Origin of the sequence: Sporosarcina koreensis (assembly GCF_001531445.1) — a bacterium.
GTDB lineage: Bacteria > Bacillota > Bacilli > Bacillales_A > Planococcaceae > Sporosarcina > Sporosarcina koreensis_C.
Window position 1 is genome coordinate 1 of sequence record NZ_LQYA01000007.1, and the last position, 17,306, is coordinate 17,306.

General features: G+C 40.9%; 11 protein-coding genes and 1 pseudogene. 9 read left to right on the forward strand and 3 right to left on the reverse strand.

The genetic code is table 11. The features are described from left to right. The 6 genes from AWV70_RS02250 to AWV70_RS02275 all read left to right on the forward strand — a co-directional run. Nucleotides 1–3,577 (forward strand): S-layer homology domain-containing protein (locus AWV70_RS02250; RefSeq protein WP_060203938.1); only part of this gene is annotated, 3,577 nt, incomplete at its 5' end. Between the two features lie 56 nt (nt 3,578–3,633). Then, the gene (locus AWV70_RS02255) at nt 3,634–4,512 is read left to right on the forward strand and encodes a DUF4430 domain-containing protein (protein ID WP_060203940.1); all 879 of its coding nucleotides are present in this window, start codon (nt 3,634–3,636) and stop codon (nt 4,510–4,512) included. A 17-nt stretch (nt 4,513–4,529) separates the two neighbouring features. After that, complete coding sequence (locus AWV70_RS02260; RefSeq protein WP_060203941.1) at nt 4,530–5,408, forward strand: energy-coupling factor transporter transmembrane component T; 879 nt, start codon at nt 4,530–4,532, stop codon at nt 5,406–5,408. Beyond that, complete coding sequence (locus AWV70_RS02265; protein WP_060203943.1) at nt 5,390–7,063, forward strand: ABC transporter ATP-binding protein; 1,674 nt, start codon at nt 5,390–5,392, stop codon at nt 7,061–7,063. Before AWV70_RS02260 ends, AWV70_RS02265 begins: the two co-directional genes overlap by 19 nt. Then, entirely contained in the window at nt 7,039–7,725 is a 687-nt protein-coding gene (locus tag AWV70_RS02270; protein WP_060203945.1) for an ECF transporter S component, read from the forward strand. Before AWV70_RS02265 ends, AWV70_RS02270 begins: the two co-directional genes overlap by 25 nt. A gap of 333 nt (nt 7,726–8,058) precedes the next feature. Then, on the forward strand, nt 8,059–10,344 hold the full coding sequence (locus AWV70_RS02275) for a S9 family peptidase (RefSeq protein ID WP_060203947.1): 2,286 nt from the start codon (nt 8,059–8,061) through the stop codon (nt 10,342–10,344). A gap of 146 nt (nt 10,345–10,490) precedes the next feature. Here the strand turns inward: AWV70_RS02275 and AWV70_RS02280 are convergent, their stop codons facing one another. Beyond that, nucleotides 10,491–10,892, reverse strand: a complete 402-nt coding sequence (locus AWV70_RS02280) for a DUF1259 domain-containing protein (protein WP_060203949.1) — start codon at nt 10,890–10,892, stop codon at nt 10,491–10,493. 859 nt (nt 10,893–11,751) lie between these two features. Here AWV70_RS02280 and AWV70_RS02285 point away from each other — a divergent pair. Then, nucleotides 11,752–12,381: pseudogene (locus AWV70_RS02285) on the forward strand (transposase); the annotation flags it as partial. Between the two features lie 120 nt (nt 12,382–12,501). On the opposite strand, the gene speD reads toward AWV70_RS02285, so the two are convergent. Next, nucleotides 12,502–14,007: an adenosylmethionine decarboxylase gene (gene speD, locus AWV70_RS02290; protein ID WP_060203951.1), complete on the reverse strand. Its 1,506-nt coding sequence runs from the start codon at nt 14,005–14,007 to the stop codon at nt 12,502–12,504. 778 nt (nt 14,008–14,785) lie between these two features. On the opposite strand from speD, the gene AWV70_RS02295 reads away from it, so the two are divergent. Continuing rightward, entirely contained in the window at nt 14,786–15,244 is a 459-nt protein-coding gene (locus tag AWV70_RS02295; RefSeq protein WP_060203953.1) for a DinB family protein, read from the forward strand. A 557-nt stretch (nt 15,245–15,801) separates the two neighbouring features. Next, entirely contained in the window at nt 15,802–16,287 is a 486-nt protein-coding gene (locus AWV70_RS02300) for a GNAT family N-acetyltransferase (RefSeq protein ID WP_306464355.1), read from the forward strand. Nucleotides 16,288–17,126: 839 nt separating this feature from the next. On the opposite strand, the gene AWV70_RS24300 is transcribed toward AWV70_RS02300, so the two are convergent. Further along, the coding region (locus tag AWV70_RS24300) for a hypothetical protein (protein ID WP_235588521.1) at nt 17,127–17,306 on the reverse strand (180 nt) is incomplete at its 5' end.

The following is a 17,306-nucleotide window of genomic DNA, read 5'->3' on the forward strand; positions in this document are numbered from 1 at the left end:
TCATCCGGGAAGTGAGGCAACGCCAAATCCAGATCCAGAAATAGGCCCCGAACCAGAGATTGATCCGGAGCCTGATTTGAAACCTGGAACGAATGGCAGTAAAGTAAACGTTCTTTTAGAAAACACATTTAGATTTTATAAAGAAGATCGTTATAATAAAACAGTTTTCCCTTATGGCATACCGGAGCTAAGCTGGACAGAAATCGTTGCGTTAAAAGCTTCAGGATTCAACTTAGAAGATGGTACTGTACAAATACCGAAATGGGTTGAATCAGATCCTGGTTTAAAACCAAATGAAATGGATACCTTGCATATCCGCTATATCTTTGCGCTTCTTGCATTAGGAAAAGATCCGTCCAATGCATGGGAAACTGAGAGGAATCTATTCGCTGAATTGGCTGCCCAGCAAAACGCTGACGGTGCAATCGGTGGAGTAAACAAGCATATGTGGGCAATGCACGCTTTAGAAACAGGCAGTGAGTTAGGGTATGATGTGGGTAATTGGGATAATAGTGCCAAGAACAAAGCATTAAAGTACCTGTTGACACAAGTGAAGGCTGATGGCGGATTCGCTTTCTCAGGACAAACAGCGGATTCAGATATGACGGGGATGGCGCTATTAGCACTTGGACATTATCAAGATGACAGCGCAGCGGTAAATGCGATTGAACGTGCTAAGTCAGTATTGCTGAAGAAACAGCTCGATACCGGAGGATGGGATTCATTTAACCAAGAGAATTCCAACAGCATTGCTACCGTCATATCAGGTTTGGTTGCGGTAGGAGAAAATCCGATGTCCGAGAAATGGCAAAAAGGCGGCAGGACGCCTTTAGACGCATTGGAAAGTTTCCAATTAGAGAACGGCGCATTTACTTATACATTAGGAAAATATGCCGCTACGAATATGATGGCGACTGAGCAATCCTTAATTGCCTTGCAAGAAATTAAATCGGGCCAATCGGTTTGGCAGCAATTTTCTCCAGCAGGTAAGCCTTCACCAGAACCAGAGCCGAAACCGGAAAAACCGGTCGAGCCTGGAACACCAACAGGGCCTATACCTGTGGAAAAGGATTTCGAATTACCTGCATACTCCAATGATGATATTGGCAAACCAATTTTTTTGGAGTTGAAAAATTCCGTTCTACCTAAAATCACTGCAGAACGGGCAGGTGCAAAGTTAGAAATCCCAAGTAACACAAAGGTTACTTCTACAAATTGGGATAACACTTTACAAGTGCCAACAAAGAAAATCACTTCGAATAATGATCGAAATAAAATTTCAGCTGCACTTAGTGGTAGTGAGCTCAAACGCATCAATGCTCATATCAAAGTTGGTGGAGAAAATAATATTGAATTCGATAGCCATGTCACTTTACGTTTTGAAGGATTAGGCGATAAGGAAACAGGCTTTATTGATTCAACTGGAACATTCACTTTAATTTCAAAAGTGAATGGCAGTTCTTCGGAAGATGTCTATGCATATAAAGACAATCATGACCTTGTCATTAAGACAAAACATTTTACACAGTTTGTAGTATTTGAAACGACTAAGGAAGCACCGACAGATCCAGAAACACCAGAAACACCAGAAACACCAGAAACACCAGAAACACCAGAAACAGTACCAAGCGCACAAACCATTCTGTTCTCGATTGAAAAACGGACAATGGGACAAGGCGATATCATATCGCCGGTGCGCGTATCGATCCAAGACGGAGATACGGCTTATACCGTTTTGCAACGCGTCGCGTCGGAACAAGGGGTTTCCATAGATGCTACAGGAGTTGGCCCAACGGTTTATGTGAAAGCGATTGATGGTCTTGGTGAATTTGACGGAGGTCCAAAAAGCGGATGGATGTACTCTGTCAATGGGGAGTTCCCGCAGTTCAGTGCGGGCATTTATGAGTTAACGGACGGAGACAATTTACGCTGGCAATATACTAAGAACTTAGGAGAAGACTTAGGGAATATATGGGACCCGAATGAAGGCGAAAAACCAGAAGATCCCAAGAAACCCGGTAAGCCGGGTGATAAGGACCCTGCAAAACCGGGAGATAAAAACCCGGTGCCTCCTCTAAGTGTTGACATTGCCCAAAAGATTGAAACAGCCATTAAAGATGCGCAGCAAAAGCTGTTGCGGGATGGTGTTCAAACGGAATGGGAAGCAATCGGGCTTTATAAATCAGGAATTGAAGTACCGTCCAGTTATTTGACGCATTTCAATGAAACGCTGAACGACCAAGTCATCAGCAAATCTGGCAAAGGGCGTATGAAAATCACAGATGTGGAGCGTCTTGCCTTGGCTGCAGGTGTATTGGGCATCGATCCTACCGATGTCGATGGCAAAGGGTTTAATTTGATCGACAAGATTTACAACAGTGAATCATGGATAACAGGGGAAGATAGTTTAACGTTCCAAGGAAATAATGGCGTGATTTTTGCTCTTGTTGCTTTGGATTCGAAAAATTATGCTATACCGAAGGATGCGAAATGGAATCGGGAGAAGTTAGTCGCGGAGTTGTTGCAAACGCAAAAGTCGAATGGTTCTTGGAGTCTAGAAGCTTCGAAGGATGCTGCAACAAGCATCGATATTACTGCAATGGCGTTGACTGCACTCGCGCCATACAAAGATCAAGCAACCGTAAAACAAGCGATTGACAAGGCAGTTCTCTATTTGTCTGAAGCCCAAGGACCAACTGGCGGTTTCCAAGAATCCTTTGTTGGAGGCATTTCAAGTGAAGCGACTGCTCAAGTCATTATTGGATTAACAGCAAATGGAATTGATCCAAGAAGTAAATCCTTCACAAAAAATAACATCAACTTAATCGATCATTTATTAAGCTTTAAGGCGAATGATGGCGGATTCAAGCATCTGTCTGATGACCGCGATTCGAATGGAATGGCAACAGAACAAACGTTGCAAGCATTGGTCGCTTTTGATTTATTCGTCAATGGAAAAGGCGCTTTGTACGACTTTAGGGATACTTCGGTGAAGCCGGGACCTGCTCCGAATCCAGAACCGACACCAACGCCGACGCCTCAGCAATTTACAGATACAGCCGGGCATTGGGCTGCTGATTACATTCAGCAAGCTGTTGAATTAGGATTGGTGAAAGGATATGCAGACGGCACATTTAAGCCGAATCAGTCATTGACGCGAGCGCAGGCTGTTTCAATCTTTGTTCGTGCATTGGAGTTGGAGACGGATAAAAAGAATCCGTTTACGGATACAAAACATTACGCGGAAGAAACACAAGCGGAAATTGCAGCTGCTTATCATTATGGGTTAATTAAAGGGCAAGGCGGCAAGTTTAAGCCGACAGAAAAAGTAACGCGTGCACAGATGGCGCTGATGTTCTACCGCGCATATGAAATTCAAAACGGTAAGAAGTATGCAGGAGAAGTGAAAGCTCCATTTTTGGATAGTAACAACTATAATGCAGAAGCGAAAAGAGCAATCAATATGGTACACGAATTAGGAATGGCATCTGGAGAGAATGGGAAGTACATGCCGGGGGATCCGACAAGCCGGGCGCAAGCGACGAAGATGTTCATTGAGTTTTTGAATACAAACTAATGGAGCGATCTTGCATTCTTTTGAATGCAAGATTGTCTTTTTAAGGGGGGCATTTAGTGAGGGACTGGAAAAGATTGAAGAACCTTCTACTCGTTTTGACACTATCTGTTGTTCTTGCTGCTTGTGGAACAAGTCTCCAAAAGCCGACCGGGCTGGAGGAAGAAAAGCAGACGGAGTTGGCTGGCGGTGATTATCAAAAAGAAAACGATACGCTTGTAGAGGAAGAGTCATCTGCCGAAAATAACGATGCAGAAATAGAAAACGCGGTGGATGAACCCGAAACATCGCCGTTAGAACCTGAGAAGGCGAAAGAGTATTCAAATGATAAAAAGAACAGCCCCGAAGAAGTTACACCGAAAGAGAAAAAAACGGAAAAGTCTTCTTCTGTTGTAGCAGAAAAACCGGCAACTGCTTCGCCCAAGTCTACTACTAAACCGTCAGAGAAGCCATCCGCTACACAATCGGAAAAACCCTTAGAAAAACCTGTGGAAAAACCGGTGAAGAAAGAAGAACCAACAAAGAAAGAGGAGGAAAACCCGGCTACGAAGCCAAGTGAAGAGAAACCGGCAAAACAAGTCAATCAAGTCGTCTATTCAATCGTCATTTCTTCCAGTGAGGTGCCGTTGCAACCAACTGAGTTGGAGATTGAAGAAGGTGAAACCGTCCTTTCGGCTTTAATTAAAATGACGAAGAAGCATAAGATCCAAATGGATTATCGAGGCGGCCAAGGGGCGACGGCGTATATAGAAGGCATCGCCAATGTATATGAATTTGATAGAGGGCAAGGGAGCGGATGGATGTACCGCGTTAACGGCATCTTTCCCGATCGTGGAGCGGGCGTTGTTCCTTTGCAAGACGGCGACCGCGTAGAATGGCTGTATACGACGAATTTGGGTGTAGACTTGAACGCCGATTTGAAGCCGTTCCGCCGGTAAAGAAAGGGGATGGGCTCATGGGAAATGGCATTCAATCCATTCATCCGTTCGTCATGTTCTTCTATTATATTTGCCTTGGTTTCTTTGCGATGTTTTTTAATCATCCGGTAGTTCTGTTGGCAGGGTGCCTATCGTTAATAGCGGTCAATTTGGCGCATGGCAGTGGGCGTGCATTGAAACAATGGGCACCAATGATGATGGTTATGGCATTGCTGATCATATTGATCAATCCGTTTATCAATTCCCGCGGAACACATATCTTTTTTTACTTCCGCGGGAAGCAAGTCACCTTGGAAGCGACGTTGTACGGCATCGTCACATCGATGTCATTGCTAATGATTTTGCTGCTTTTCATTTCATTGAATGCGGTGTTGAATGGCAATAAAATACTTTACATTTTTTCGCGGATTTTGCCGAAAACCGCTTTTTTAGTCATGCTATCCATCCGGTTCGTCCCGTTATTAAAAAGGCGATTGACGGAAATCCAAGATGTCCAACGATTGAGAGGGATGACAATTAGACAAGGATCGATTCGAAATCGTGCGAAAAGCGGCATGTCTATTATGCAGATCTTGCTTGCGTGGTCATTGGAAGAAGCGATTGAAACTGCGGATTCGATGAAAGCGCGAGGTTATGGGATGGTCAAGAGAAGCCCTTATATTCCTTACCGATTCACTAAGATGGATCGGAATAGGCTTGTTTGTTTATTCCTGCTTTTTAATCTTAGTGTTGTCGGAGGTTTTTTAGGTTACGGGAAAATCATCATCTATCCCATGCTTGGAACACTTCATTTTTATCCGCTCGATTGGGTTGTACTTACTAGCAGTTTAGCAGTCATGTTATTTCCAGTATTTGTGGAAGGGAGAGAGCAACTGAAATGGAATTATTCAGATTAAATGAAGTAACGTTTTCTTTTCCGGATGCAGATCAAAATGTATTGCAAGATATCAGTCTGACGGTGCACGAGGGAGAATTTGTTGTGATCGGAGGTGGGAGCGGTAGTGGAAAAACGACACTTTTGAAACTGCTGAAAAAAGAATTGGCGCCTACCGGTAATTTGAAAGGGAGTATACAGTTTAAAGGAAAGCAGATACAAGACTGGGAAGAGCGAACATTGATTGAGCAGGTGGGTTATGTCTTCCAAGACCCGGACAATCAAATCGTCATGGATGAAGTGATGCAGGAAATTGTCTTCGGACTGGAGAACCTTGGCTATTCCAATTTTGAAATGCGCAAGCGCGTGGCGGAGATGGCCCACTTTTTTGGGGTCGAGGATTTATTGATGGAAAAGCCGTCCGAACTGTCTGGTGGGCAAAAGCAACTATTGAATCTGTTGTCTGTTCTGCTGATGAAACCGCGTGTTCTATTGTTGGATGAGCCGACATCCCAACTTGATCCGGTTGCGGCGAAAGAGTTAATTCTTATGTTAGAACGGTTGAACAAGGAGACGGGTATGACAATCGTGTTAGTGGAGCATCGTTTGGAAGAGTTGTATGCCATGGCGGACAGAGTGGTGTTCATAGAGCAGGGACGCTTGCTTTACAACGGGAGCAGCAGGCAAGTGATTGACGAAATCTATCAGGACCAAGCGATAAGATTATTTCCATATTTACCTGCATTTGCACGGTTGTATATGGAATTCGAGTCCCAACCGCTCCGCGAATCAATTCCGTTAACCGTCAAAGAGTGCAAGCAATGGCTTGGCGGGGATGAAACCGTGGGCGGGAACGCAGCAAACTTGCATGAGGAACGAGAAGATAGACCGGTTTTATTAGAGATGGAAGACGTTCACTATCAGTATAAGAAAAAAGCGTCGTTTGTCTTGAAGAACTTTCAGTTGACGATTCGAAAAGGAGATTTCTTTGCATTGGTAGGCGGAAATGGAAGCGGGAAAACGACGGCATTGCGTGCGAGCATAGGTGGGGTCAAGCCGCAACGAGGAAAGATTTCGTACGGTGGACGAGACATTCGAAAAATGAAAGATTCCGAGTGGCACGGCAAAATTGCATATTTGCCGCAAAATCCGCGTACATATTTTGTGCACCAAACGATTGAGGACGAGATGATCCGTATAGGCGATCGGCTTCACTTGTCGGATACTAAGATGCGAATGGACAAGTTGTTGGATGCATTCGGCATTTCCCATTTACGTTCAAGACATCCGTATGATTGCTCAGGGGGAGAAATGCAAAAAGCGGCACTCGCCTGTATTTTGATGGGGCAGCCTGAAATGCTGTTCATCGACGAACCGACAAAAGGGATGGACCCGATCTCCAAGCAACAATTGGGTGAATTGCTGACGCAGCTGCAACGGCAAGGGTTGACCATTTTCATGGTTACCCATGATATCGGATTCGCAGCTCAATATGCAAAACGATGTGCAATGATGTTCGATGGGGAAATTGCGGCGGACGGGACGCCACATGAATTGTTCAAAGGGAACTATTTCTACACAACGGCCATTAACCGGGCGACACGCGAAACGAAACAACCGGAAGTATTGACGTATGAGGAGGCTGTTGGATCATGGAGCGTTCACGCAACTATTTAATATCTGTTTCTGTTGTGCTGCTCATCCTGCTGGTCGCGTCGATCGTGCTATTTCATTATCGAGCCTATTTACTGTTAAGTTTCATCATGATTGCGTGTATTATGCTTCCGTTTTTTGCCCGCTTTGAATGGAGAGAAGTGGCCGGCCGAGAAGTTGTGTTGCTCGCCATGCTTGCAGCTATAGCCGCTGTTGGGCGTGTGCCTTTTGCCGGCTTGCCGAGCGTGCAGCCTACTTCATTTATTATCATAATAGCCGGCATTGTATTCGGCGCAGAATCGGGTTTCATTGTCGGTGCGGTGGCCGCAATCGTGTCGAACTTCTTTCTTGGCCAAGGCCCTTGGACGCCTTGGCAAATGTACGCATGGGGCATGATGGGGATGACGGCAGGATTGTTGCGCAATGCATGGTGGTTGAAAACGGTTTGGGGCAAATGCATATTCGGCTTTGTATGGGGATATTTATTTGGCTGGTTCATGAATATGTGGATTATTGTCAGTAATATTGAAGCTTTATCTTGGGGATTTTTTGCAGGGATTTACATTTCCAGTGTATATTTTGACTTGGCGCATGCCCTTTCGAATGTCTTTTTCCTTCTTATTTTTGGGACAAGTTGGCTGAAAGTTTTGCAGAGAGTGCAAAGGAAATATGGGTTGCTTGAATAAGAAATCGAAGTGAAAAGGTGAAAAATGAATTAGATTTTGCATTTAATGTAGTCAGTTTAGTGAGTATACGCTTTAACAAGCAGCTCATCATAAGAGAGGATAAGTCTTTGCTTAAAAAGGAGCAGTCAGCAAAAAAATGATGGTCGCATCATTTATTGAGTGAGGTATATCATAGTCTTTCATTTTTAAATAAAACGGATATGAAATTTGTGAATAAAATGAAACTATTCGTTTTTCATTTCGTAATAATTATTAAACTATACCTACTTATTTGACACTTCCAGGTGTATAAGTGTACTATGTAGGTAATACAGTAAAAGGGGGAATTTACCTGTGAAGAAACAAGCGTTACTGGCGGTAATGGCTTCAGCGCTTCTTATGTCCTATCCATTGGGTGCGCAAGCCAACGATTCAGTTCGGACCATTGATCGGGAAACTGTGCGTGTTGCGGAAAATGTAAAAGCGGATGCACCCGTATCCGTAGATGATTTCATCCAATCCACTTTGGATGTATTGACGTATCAACACGGATCGAAGGAAATGAGAGAGGAGATTGCCAAGCTATGGACTGGAAATACTGCAGCAAGCTCCAAGAAGGACATTACAAAAGGCGATATTTCCAAATTCTTAGTCCGGGCTCTTGGTATTGAGGAAAAGGAAGAGACGACTTCCGACTACTTGAAATCCGCAAAAATTCATGGGCTTTTAAAAGTTTATAGTCAAGCGGATGAAACCGTTACAGCAGAAGAAATGGACAGCATCCTTGAGAACGCTAAACAATATACGTTAAAGGGAATCGATAACAAAGGGGTAAGTGAAATTTCGGTAGAAGATTTCATGAAAAACCCTGGAGATTTCGGTTACGAGATGTCACCTGATGGACAGTATATTTCATATAGTTCCGAGTGGGAAAATCGAATGAATGTCTTTGTTAAAAAGATGGATGGTGATGATGAGCCCATTCGTGTGTCAAGTTCCAAAGATCGGAATGTAGCAGCGTCGTTTTGGAAAGGTGACCATATTTTATATTTGAAAGATAACGGCGGTGATGAAAATTACCATATTTATTCGTCCAGCTTCAACGGCCAGGAAGAACGTGATTTGACGCCATATGACGGTGTTCGTGTACAACTGATCAGCAATTTGACTGACGTAGAAGATGAGATTCTCATCGGAATGAATAAAGAAGATCCGACCGTCTTTGATGTGTATCGACTCAATATCAAAACAGGTGAACTGGATCATGTAGCGAAAAACCCAGGCAACATTGCAGGATGGCTCGCAGATCATGATGGCAAGATCCGAATCGCGATTGAATCAGACGGGGTGGATAGTACAATTCTTTACCGTGAAACGGAAGAGGATGAATTTAAGCCATTTATCCAAACGGAAGCAGGAGATACGGTATCACCAATTGCTTTCTCGAAAGATAATAAATCCATTTATGCAGCATCCAATAAGGATCGCGATAAAATTGAACTAGTCGTATTCGACTTGGAAGGGAATGAGAAAGTCCTTTATGCCAACCCGCAAGTAGATGTCGCTGGCGCAATTTATGACTCCACACAGGACGCCATTCTAGCAAGCGTCTATATGACAGATAAAATTCACTATGTGTTCTTCGACGAAAAGTTTGAAACGATCTTTAAGAACTTACAGGCAGAACTTAACGTTAGTGAAAGTGAATTGTCGATCAATGATTACAATAAAGAAATGAATAAATTTATTGTAGCGGTGTCGAGTGATAAGGAATATGGCACCTACTATTATTACGATGCGGAAACGGAAGAACTGACGAAATTGACAGAGTTGGCTTCATGGATCGATCGGGATTCGCTAGCCGAAATGCATCCGATATCGTATACAAGCCGGGATGGCCTCACGATTCATGGTTATTTAACATTACCGAAGAATAAAAAACCTGAACAATTACCGTTAATCGTCAACCCGCATGGCGGCCCTTGGGCACGTGATATGTGGGGGTATAATCCGGAAGTACAACTGCTTGCCAATCGTGGATATGCGGTTCTCCAAGTAAACTTCCGCTCCTCGACTGGATACGGAAAAGCATTCACGGACGCGGGCAATAAACAATGGGGCTTGAAAATCCAAGATGACATTACAGATGGTGTCCAATGGGCAATCGACCAAGGTATTGCAGATCCCGACCGGATCGGTATTTACGGAGCTTCCTTTGGAGGATATGCCACATTAGCGGGCATTACGTTCACGCCGGATTTATATGCAGCAGCTGTAGATTATGTCGGCGTCTCGAACATCTTTACGTTACTCGATACGATTCCGCCATATTGGGAAACGATGAGAAACGATCTATACAAACGAGTCGGTCACCCAGAAGAGGATAAGGAATTGCTTGAAGCGGTTTCCCCTGTCTTCCATGCCGACAAAATCAAGACACCTTTATTCGTTGCGCAAGGTGCAAACGACCCTCGCGTCAACAAGGCTGAGTCCGATCAAATCGTGGAAGCCTTGCAGAAGAGGGGCATTGATGTCGAATACATGTTAAAAGAAAATGAAGGACATGGATTCCAAAATGAAGAAAACCGTATTGAATTTTATCATGCGATGGTCGAGTTTTTTGATAAGCACTTGAAATAACCGGGAATCCCCTCGTTTACGAACGAGGGGATTTCTTTTCCACGTACTATCCATTCCGGTATATCGGAAATGCGCCAAAAACGAGCCTTATCTTTATGATGATAGACACTCCGAACAATCAAAATTGCGGGGTGTCTGGAACTATGTTATTGCCTGTCCAATACTCTAAAAGCTCCTTTTACTTTTCTAGCAAATTGGAGTGGCGGTTCGATGGATTCAAAGTGCATATACATTGCCCTCGGTTCATCAAATAACCAGTGATTATGCACCGCAGTCACAAGAATATTGCGTCTTCGAAGTTCTGTTAATAGGGGGTTGATTTCTTCTTCTAATAAAACAGTTTCCCCTAAATTTAGCGCATTGCCTTCTTCATCGATACCCTCAAAAGTGAAAAATTGGGGGTTCACCAATGGAGATCTTGTTTCACGTCCGAGAATAGTGAAATCAATGTCTCGAAATTTTTGTACGAGACAAACCCCGTTGTCGAAGCTTCCAATCCCTCCCAGAATTCTAGCGAACTCTTGACACAGTAAATTTTCGCAAGCCATAATGCATCCCTCCCTTCCCAAAATTAAAAAGGCATGTCTGCCCTTTGTTACTACACTATGCTCCGCCTTTTCGCATTGTATGGACAATCTGTTAAGGGTTATTGTCTGCAGATTACAAATCTTGGGTCAGATCTATGGGGTATCGATAAACTCAAGGGGGTTAGGTCGTGAAGGTTTCTTCCTTTTTGGAAAAAGGCCAGGTCAAGACGGACCAAATAGCAAGTAACACAGGCTTGGGTAGATATGTTGAAGGGGTGTGAAGTCAAAGAAAGAGAGAAATTTAATTGAAGCATACTTACAATTCCATAGCGAAAAGGAAAAAATAAAAAGTCTTTTTTATCTATCTTTAAACCTGGAATGTCATGGATTGCAATTATCTTTTCTGTGATTTTACCGATGATTGTATCGTTTAAGAATAAAGAAATCGTTTATATTGTCATTCTACTCTCGATCTACATAGTAGTGATTTCAGCGATCACTCTTGGTTTTATGAGGGAGATCAAAGGACTGATAAAGGCAAGTATCCTTGCTTAAATACTCGAAATGATAAATATAGATAAGATGAGAAGTCTTAAACAGGAGATTATGGAAAGTCGACTTGATGTATTGCTTGGCAACGAGGCTTCAATAATATTACGCTAGAGCTGTTGCGAGAAGCGGGTTTTAAAGATCTGAACCAGGATAAATTCATCTTATATAAATCTGGCTTACATTCAATTGAAGGGAATGTTGATAGGGTGAGATTACAACAGATTATTCAATTTACAAATGATGTGAAGTGTAAATAATCAGAGGCTGGGACAAAACCCTCCTCTGAAATGAAAAAGCCGGTGACATTTTACGACGAGTAAAATGTCACCGGCTATTAATCCCATTCCTGGACGTAATTGAGCAGAACTATTTTAGATTACCGAAGCATATTGTCGCAGACGCAGGATACGGCAGCGAACAGAACTATGATGACATCCTCTCGAAGCGGAAACGGGAGGCATAAATTACATATGGTATGTACATAAAAGAACAAAAAAAGAAATACAAACAGAACAAGTTCAATTCAGCGAACTGGCGGTATAATGAAGAAAATGATGTGTATACATGCCCGAATGAAAAACGTCTTCTCTTTAAAAATCACTCTGTCCGCACAGATAAAGCTGGCTTCACGGGTGAATTTAAAGTTTACGAATGTGAAGACTGTTCGGGATGCCCATTTCGTTCGTCATGTACGAAAGCGAAAGAAGGAAAATATAGAAAGCTAATAGTGAACGGAAAATGGGAGCAACAAAAAGAATATGTAAGAGCGAAGCTTTCAGATGAAAAAACGGGTTCCATCTATCGTCGGCGAAAAACTGATGTAGAACAAGTTTTTGGATTTTTGAAAGCCGATTTGCGTTTCATTCGATTTTATGTTCGAGGGAAATCGAAGGTTGAAAACGAAATGGGCTATGCGTTAATGGCAGTGAATTTAAGAAAATACACTGCCAACAACTGAGTCTTATACGCAAAAATAGAGAAAGGTGAATTTGAGCATACTCAAATTCACCTTTCTCATTATTTGAAGCTAGTTATGCCCCAGCCTCTTTGCATTTTAAGGGCTTTTACACCCATTTTTTTATGTACCTCGATGTACATAATGCTGTGTGACATTTCCTGCATTAAATTGCTCAGTAATATATTGAACTGCCTCTTGCAGGTCTAGTTTACTGTTACAAGTGAAAACATCTATTGCCGCATATTCGTACTCTGGCCACGTATGAATCGTTAAATGTGACTCTTGAATAATGACTACACCGCTAACCCCGTAAGGTGAAAAGTGATGGAAATGTTCCGTCACAATCGTTGCCTTTGCTTTATGGGCAGCTTGACTCATAATCGTTTTTATTTGTTGCATGTCATTAAGTAATGCATCATTGCAATCGTACAACTCTAATAAAATATGATGACCTAATACTTGCTGTGGTTGTATCTTTTGTACTGTTCTCTTCATTTGTGAAAACTTTTTACTTTTGCAATTCGGGCAACCACTTGCTTGAAGTTGAGCAATCGTGTTGAATTGATTACCAGTGCCGACTGTAAGTGCGTGCTGACAATCGACACACTGATAAACGACGGATTTCCGCTCAATTTCTCCTGTATAAATTAATCGCGTGAATTTACGCTGATCAGGAATATAGGAAGTCATTCGCTCTGTTGTTTGTAATACGAATAACTGGCTTGTAGCACCTAAAATCTGCGCACCTTCATAGGTGTTTATGTCGTATTTAATACTGTCAATGACGAAGCCCATAGCATGTAAGCTTTGCTGTAGCTCCCACTGCTTTTGATAGCTGCGTTTAGCGTAGGAAAAAAACACATGCCGCATTGCTTCTGGCTTTAATGCATTAATCGCACGTGATAAAAAAAGCTGTGCGCCAATTAAGGTATACGGTGTATCTGTATAAATGCAATCAAACTGATGGGCGTGTGTTTTAGGCAAAGGCTCCCGAACGTCATAATGATCTGTTTTAATCGGAAGCTCATAGTCCTTAGCTATTTTGCTAATCGTATCTAAAACTCGTCTATCAATATCTAATACAACAATTTTAGTTGCAGAATGTGGAGCGATTTTCTTTAGTAAAAATGCTAATGCAATACTAATGAAATCATCATCGCCTAAACATAAAATGTGCTTATTGAGAAGCATCGCATAGTCAAGTGCGAGCAATGCACGTTTTAAGGCTGTCTCAACTGTACATTTTGCTTGATCAATTGTCACATCAGCTGTAGGTCTAGCATCATAAATAGTATTTAACTCGCTTATATTTTGTGTAATCCATTCTGTACGAAATGCTTCATCTGTCGTTAATTGAAGATAGAGTTTATTATCAGCACCTGACAGTTGAAAATATTGGGAGATTGCAAGATGACCTTTTTTCGTTAAGCTATGTTTACCCCAACCTTGCTTGGCAAACTCTTTTTTCATTGCAGAAACGATAGGTATTGGTAAATCTGTTGTATGAGCTAAAGATTTTGTCGTGCAATTTTTATGGAAATATAAAGCAAGTAAAGCTTTTTCTAATGTGTGATAATGCTCTTCAAGCTGCATATCATCCGTAATTTGTTGTAATTGTTTTTGCATTGTAGATTCATCCTTTTAATTTTAATAAGAAAAAATTAAAATTATCTAAATCAACAAATAGAAAAAGCGCGACTAAAATTAGTCGCGCCAAATGTTTATTGGAAACTAACTAATTCTAATCTTGCTTTTTTGCATAACAAAAAACACCACTATATAGGTGGATTGTTCTACAAAATTAAGCTATAGCGTTGATTTAGACTAGAATTCTACATTTAACAAAAAGTTCACCCTTTAATAATAAAGTATATCTATTGTATAGTAGATATAAAAATTTCGCAAGTTTTTTGTAAATCATCTCTTGATAGGACAATATTTGCGAAGATGGAAGCACATTTTGTTATATCAAACTGATTTTGTCCAGTAGGTTATGATCAAAATAACATATTACACGTGAATTAGAACGGCGTTTTAACTATTAAGATACCTGATATTCGCACTCTCCAAAAGTAGTCATTCATTAACTAGTAACAGATCGGACAAGAGTGATTGCAGCATGGGGGACGAATGAGTTCATAAAAGAAGATGCAAATGAAGGCTCATGGATTCATTTCGAGATTTTTTGCTATCGAGGGGCTGCCACGTAGAGATTTCCCATTTTATCGACATCCGAATCCGATGTTGAAAGATAGGTGCATTCAATGGCTGGATGATATGTGTGAAATGCTGAGGGAGAAAGTGGAGGCGTAAGATTTCTTGTTCAACCTACCAAACTGTAATATTATGTTATTATCGAATTGTATCACAAGAAAGTCAGAAAATTACAGGGGGGAGGATAATTATGAGTGAAGAACAATTATTTGAACAAATGAAAATGTGGCGTAACTGGACTGTTGAATTTCTTCGTACAATTCCCGAGGAAGTCGCTGATCAAATTCCACATGGTCATAATAACAGTATCCGTTGGAATGCTGGTCATATTTTAGTAGGTTGGGATAATACAATGTTCCCAGCTGTTAATGAGGAGAGAAAAATGCCTTTATCTTATCACTTGATGTTTCCGAGTGGGAGTAATCCAGAAAATTGGACTGAACAACCTCCGTCAATGGATAAGCTAATTAAGCACCTGGAAGAACAAGCTATTCTTATTGAACAAGAGTGTAAGGGACACCTTGATGAACCACTTAAAGAATCTTTTTTAGGTATGAGAACATTGGGAGATATGCTTGTTTTTCATATGAACCATGAAAATCTCCACATGGGAATAATTAAAAGTATTAAGCAAATGATTTTAAAGTAAAAAACAGCTTTAATAATTCTTATTGTACTAGCAGGGTGCTTACGTTTAATAAGCATAATCAAAGTCAACAGTGATCTGTTGGCTTTTTCTGACGCATCCGGCCCCTAATGTACAGTACTAAGGAAATATTTCTTACTGAATTAAAGAATTAAAAGGTCCGATGTTTATGGTAAGAATGAGAATTATGACTGGGGCATATCTTTTTAACGATGATAAACTATTGATGCTGAAACGCTCCCAAGAAAAAGTTAGCACCTAATTTATGGACTGGAATTGGTGGACAAGTCGAAGCTAATGAACATAATAGTCCTGAAGAGTCTTGTTTATGAGAGATATTCGAAGAAACAGGAATTAGAAGAACTGAAATAGTGCAACTTGAACTCCGTCATATCTTAATGCGTCGAAGCGAAGATGAAATTCGCCGACAATATATTTATTTTGGAAATACGTTAAAGATGAATCTAATAGTAGCAAATGTTTATCCTTTTTCAAACACCTTCTAGCTGTATAATTTTGGTACAATAGAATTGGGTTTTGTAATAAAGCGTACAGGTTAGTTGGAAGAGAAAAAAATAATTGGATATGGGGATAAAATGATTAAAATAATTGACATTAGTATTAGAGATAACGCTAAAGATGTATTAAACGTTCAAATACCATCCTATAAAGTAGAGGCAGAAATAATCGGTTCCGATGAAATACCACCATTGAAAGATACAGTCAAAACATTGCAAGAGTGCGAAGAAATTTTCTTTGGTTATTATGAAGAGGAAGAACTATGTGGTGCAATATCATTGAAAGTAGAAGATATTGTTGTTGATATACACAGACTAATTGTGCATCCAACTCATTTTAGAAAAGGGATTGCTCAGAAACTCTTAAATTTTGTGACAAGATATTTCGAAGCTGAAAAAATAAAAGTAGCGACAGGCTCTAAAAATACTCCAGCAGTCAGTTTTTATAAAAAGAATGACTTTGAAATTATTAACGAGACCACAGTAAATGATAATATATCTCTAACCTTTTTTGAAAAGAAATTATAATCTTCTTATTGGATGTAACGGTAACGTCTGAATTAGCTCAATAAGAGATCATTTAAGTCAGCAGAGGTTTGCTGACTTTTTATGTCGTAGTGGGAGACCCTCAGTTGACTTAGTTGAATCCCTAGAAAAATTAACCATGATCCCTAATGTAACTAAAATTTATGGAGCTCATACTACAATAGGACTTGATTCTACGATTTTAGAAGAAGTAAAGAATGCAGTTGATATTTTGAGAGAAGATGACAAAGTTAAATTCGGCACTGGTATTCATCAATTCAATGGATTCAGTGTGAAATTCTAATGAGCTCTCAAGTCGACTTGTTCTGAAATAAAATAAAGAAGAATTGCAGCCATCAGTAATCTGTTTGGCTATTTATGTTGAAATGGATAACACTGCGAAACATGTTTAATTAAAACAATAGGATGGAAAGATAGTATTTGCTTAATTTGATGCGGGAAGTCGAGTTATTAAAGAAAAACGAATTAGATACCTGGCTAGTCCGGTATTTTTTCAATAAACTGCAACTGAATAATGATAGAGGGAAGGGACTGTCCAGAAAGTCAGTTTAAACTGATTCTCTGTGGCAGCTTTTTTCTATAATTGCCCGTGACCCGTCAAAATTAGTTCTGACTGTTTTGCAATGTAAGGTGTTTTTATTTTTCTCATTTTCTTAGGTCAGTGCAGTCTCTCTTTACGGAACTCAATTTGTACTTTCCTGATAGAAAATGGTCATACATCATATTACTTCATATCTATTTCAATCCATACTCCCATCCACATTCATCCATCTTCCTCACAAAAACCTCCAACATTTGCGAGCGCAACTTCGTCGAGTTTCTTACCTTTTTCCCAGTGTTGCGTTGCTTGGATCGCCGGATGCACCAGTCGGGGTTACTTCCTCGAACCGCCATTTTATTTCTACATGTTCGTGCAAGTGCGAGATTACCCCTTCGGCATGCTCCATCTGAATTAATTCTTCAAAGAGGGCTAAGCCTGTTCCACTTATTGCGCAATCCAA

What these genes read in the sequence shown, in the direction of transcription:
- AWV70_RS02260 (WP_060203941.1), top strand. Translation starts at nt 4,530, where the DNA reads ATGGGAAATGGCATTCAATCCATTCATCCGTTCGTCATGTTCTTCTAT.
- AWV70_RS02265 (WP_060203943.1), top strand. Translation starts at nt 5,390, where the DNA reads ATGGAATTATTCAGATTAAATGAAGTAACGTTTTCTTTTCCGGATGCA.
- AWV70_RS02270 (WP_060203945.1), top strand. Translation starts at nt 7,039, where the DNA reads ATGGAGCGTTCACGCAACTATTTAATATCTGTTTCTGTTGTGCTGCTC.
- AWV70_RS02280 (WP_060203949.1), bottom strand. Translation starts at nt 10,892, where the DNA reads ATGGCTTGCGAAAATTTACTGTGTCAAGAGTTCGCTAGAATTCTGGGA.
- speD (WP_060203951.1), bottom strand. Translation starts at nt 14,007, where the DNA reads ATGCAAAAACAATTACAACAAATTACGGATGATATGCAGCTTGAAGAG.
- AWV70_RS02295 (WP_060203953.1), top strand. Translation starts at nt 14,786, where the DNA reads ATGAGTGAAGAACAATTATTTGAACAAATGAAAATGTGGCGTAACTGG.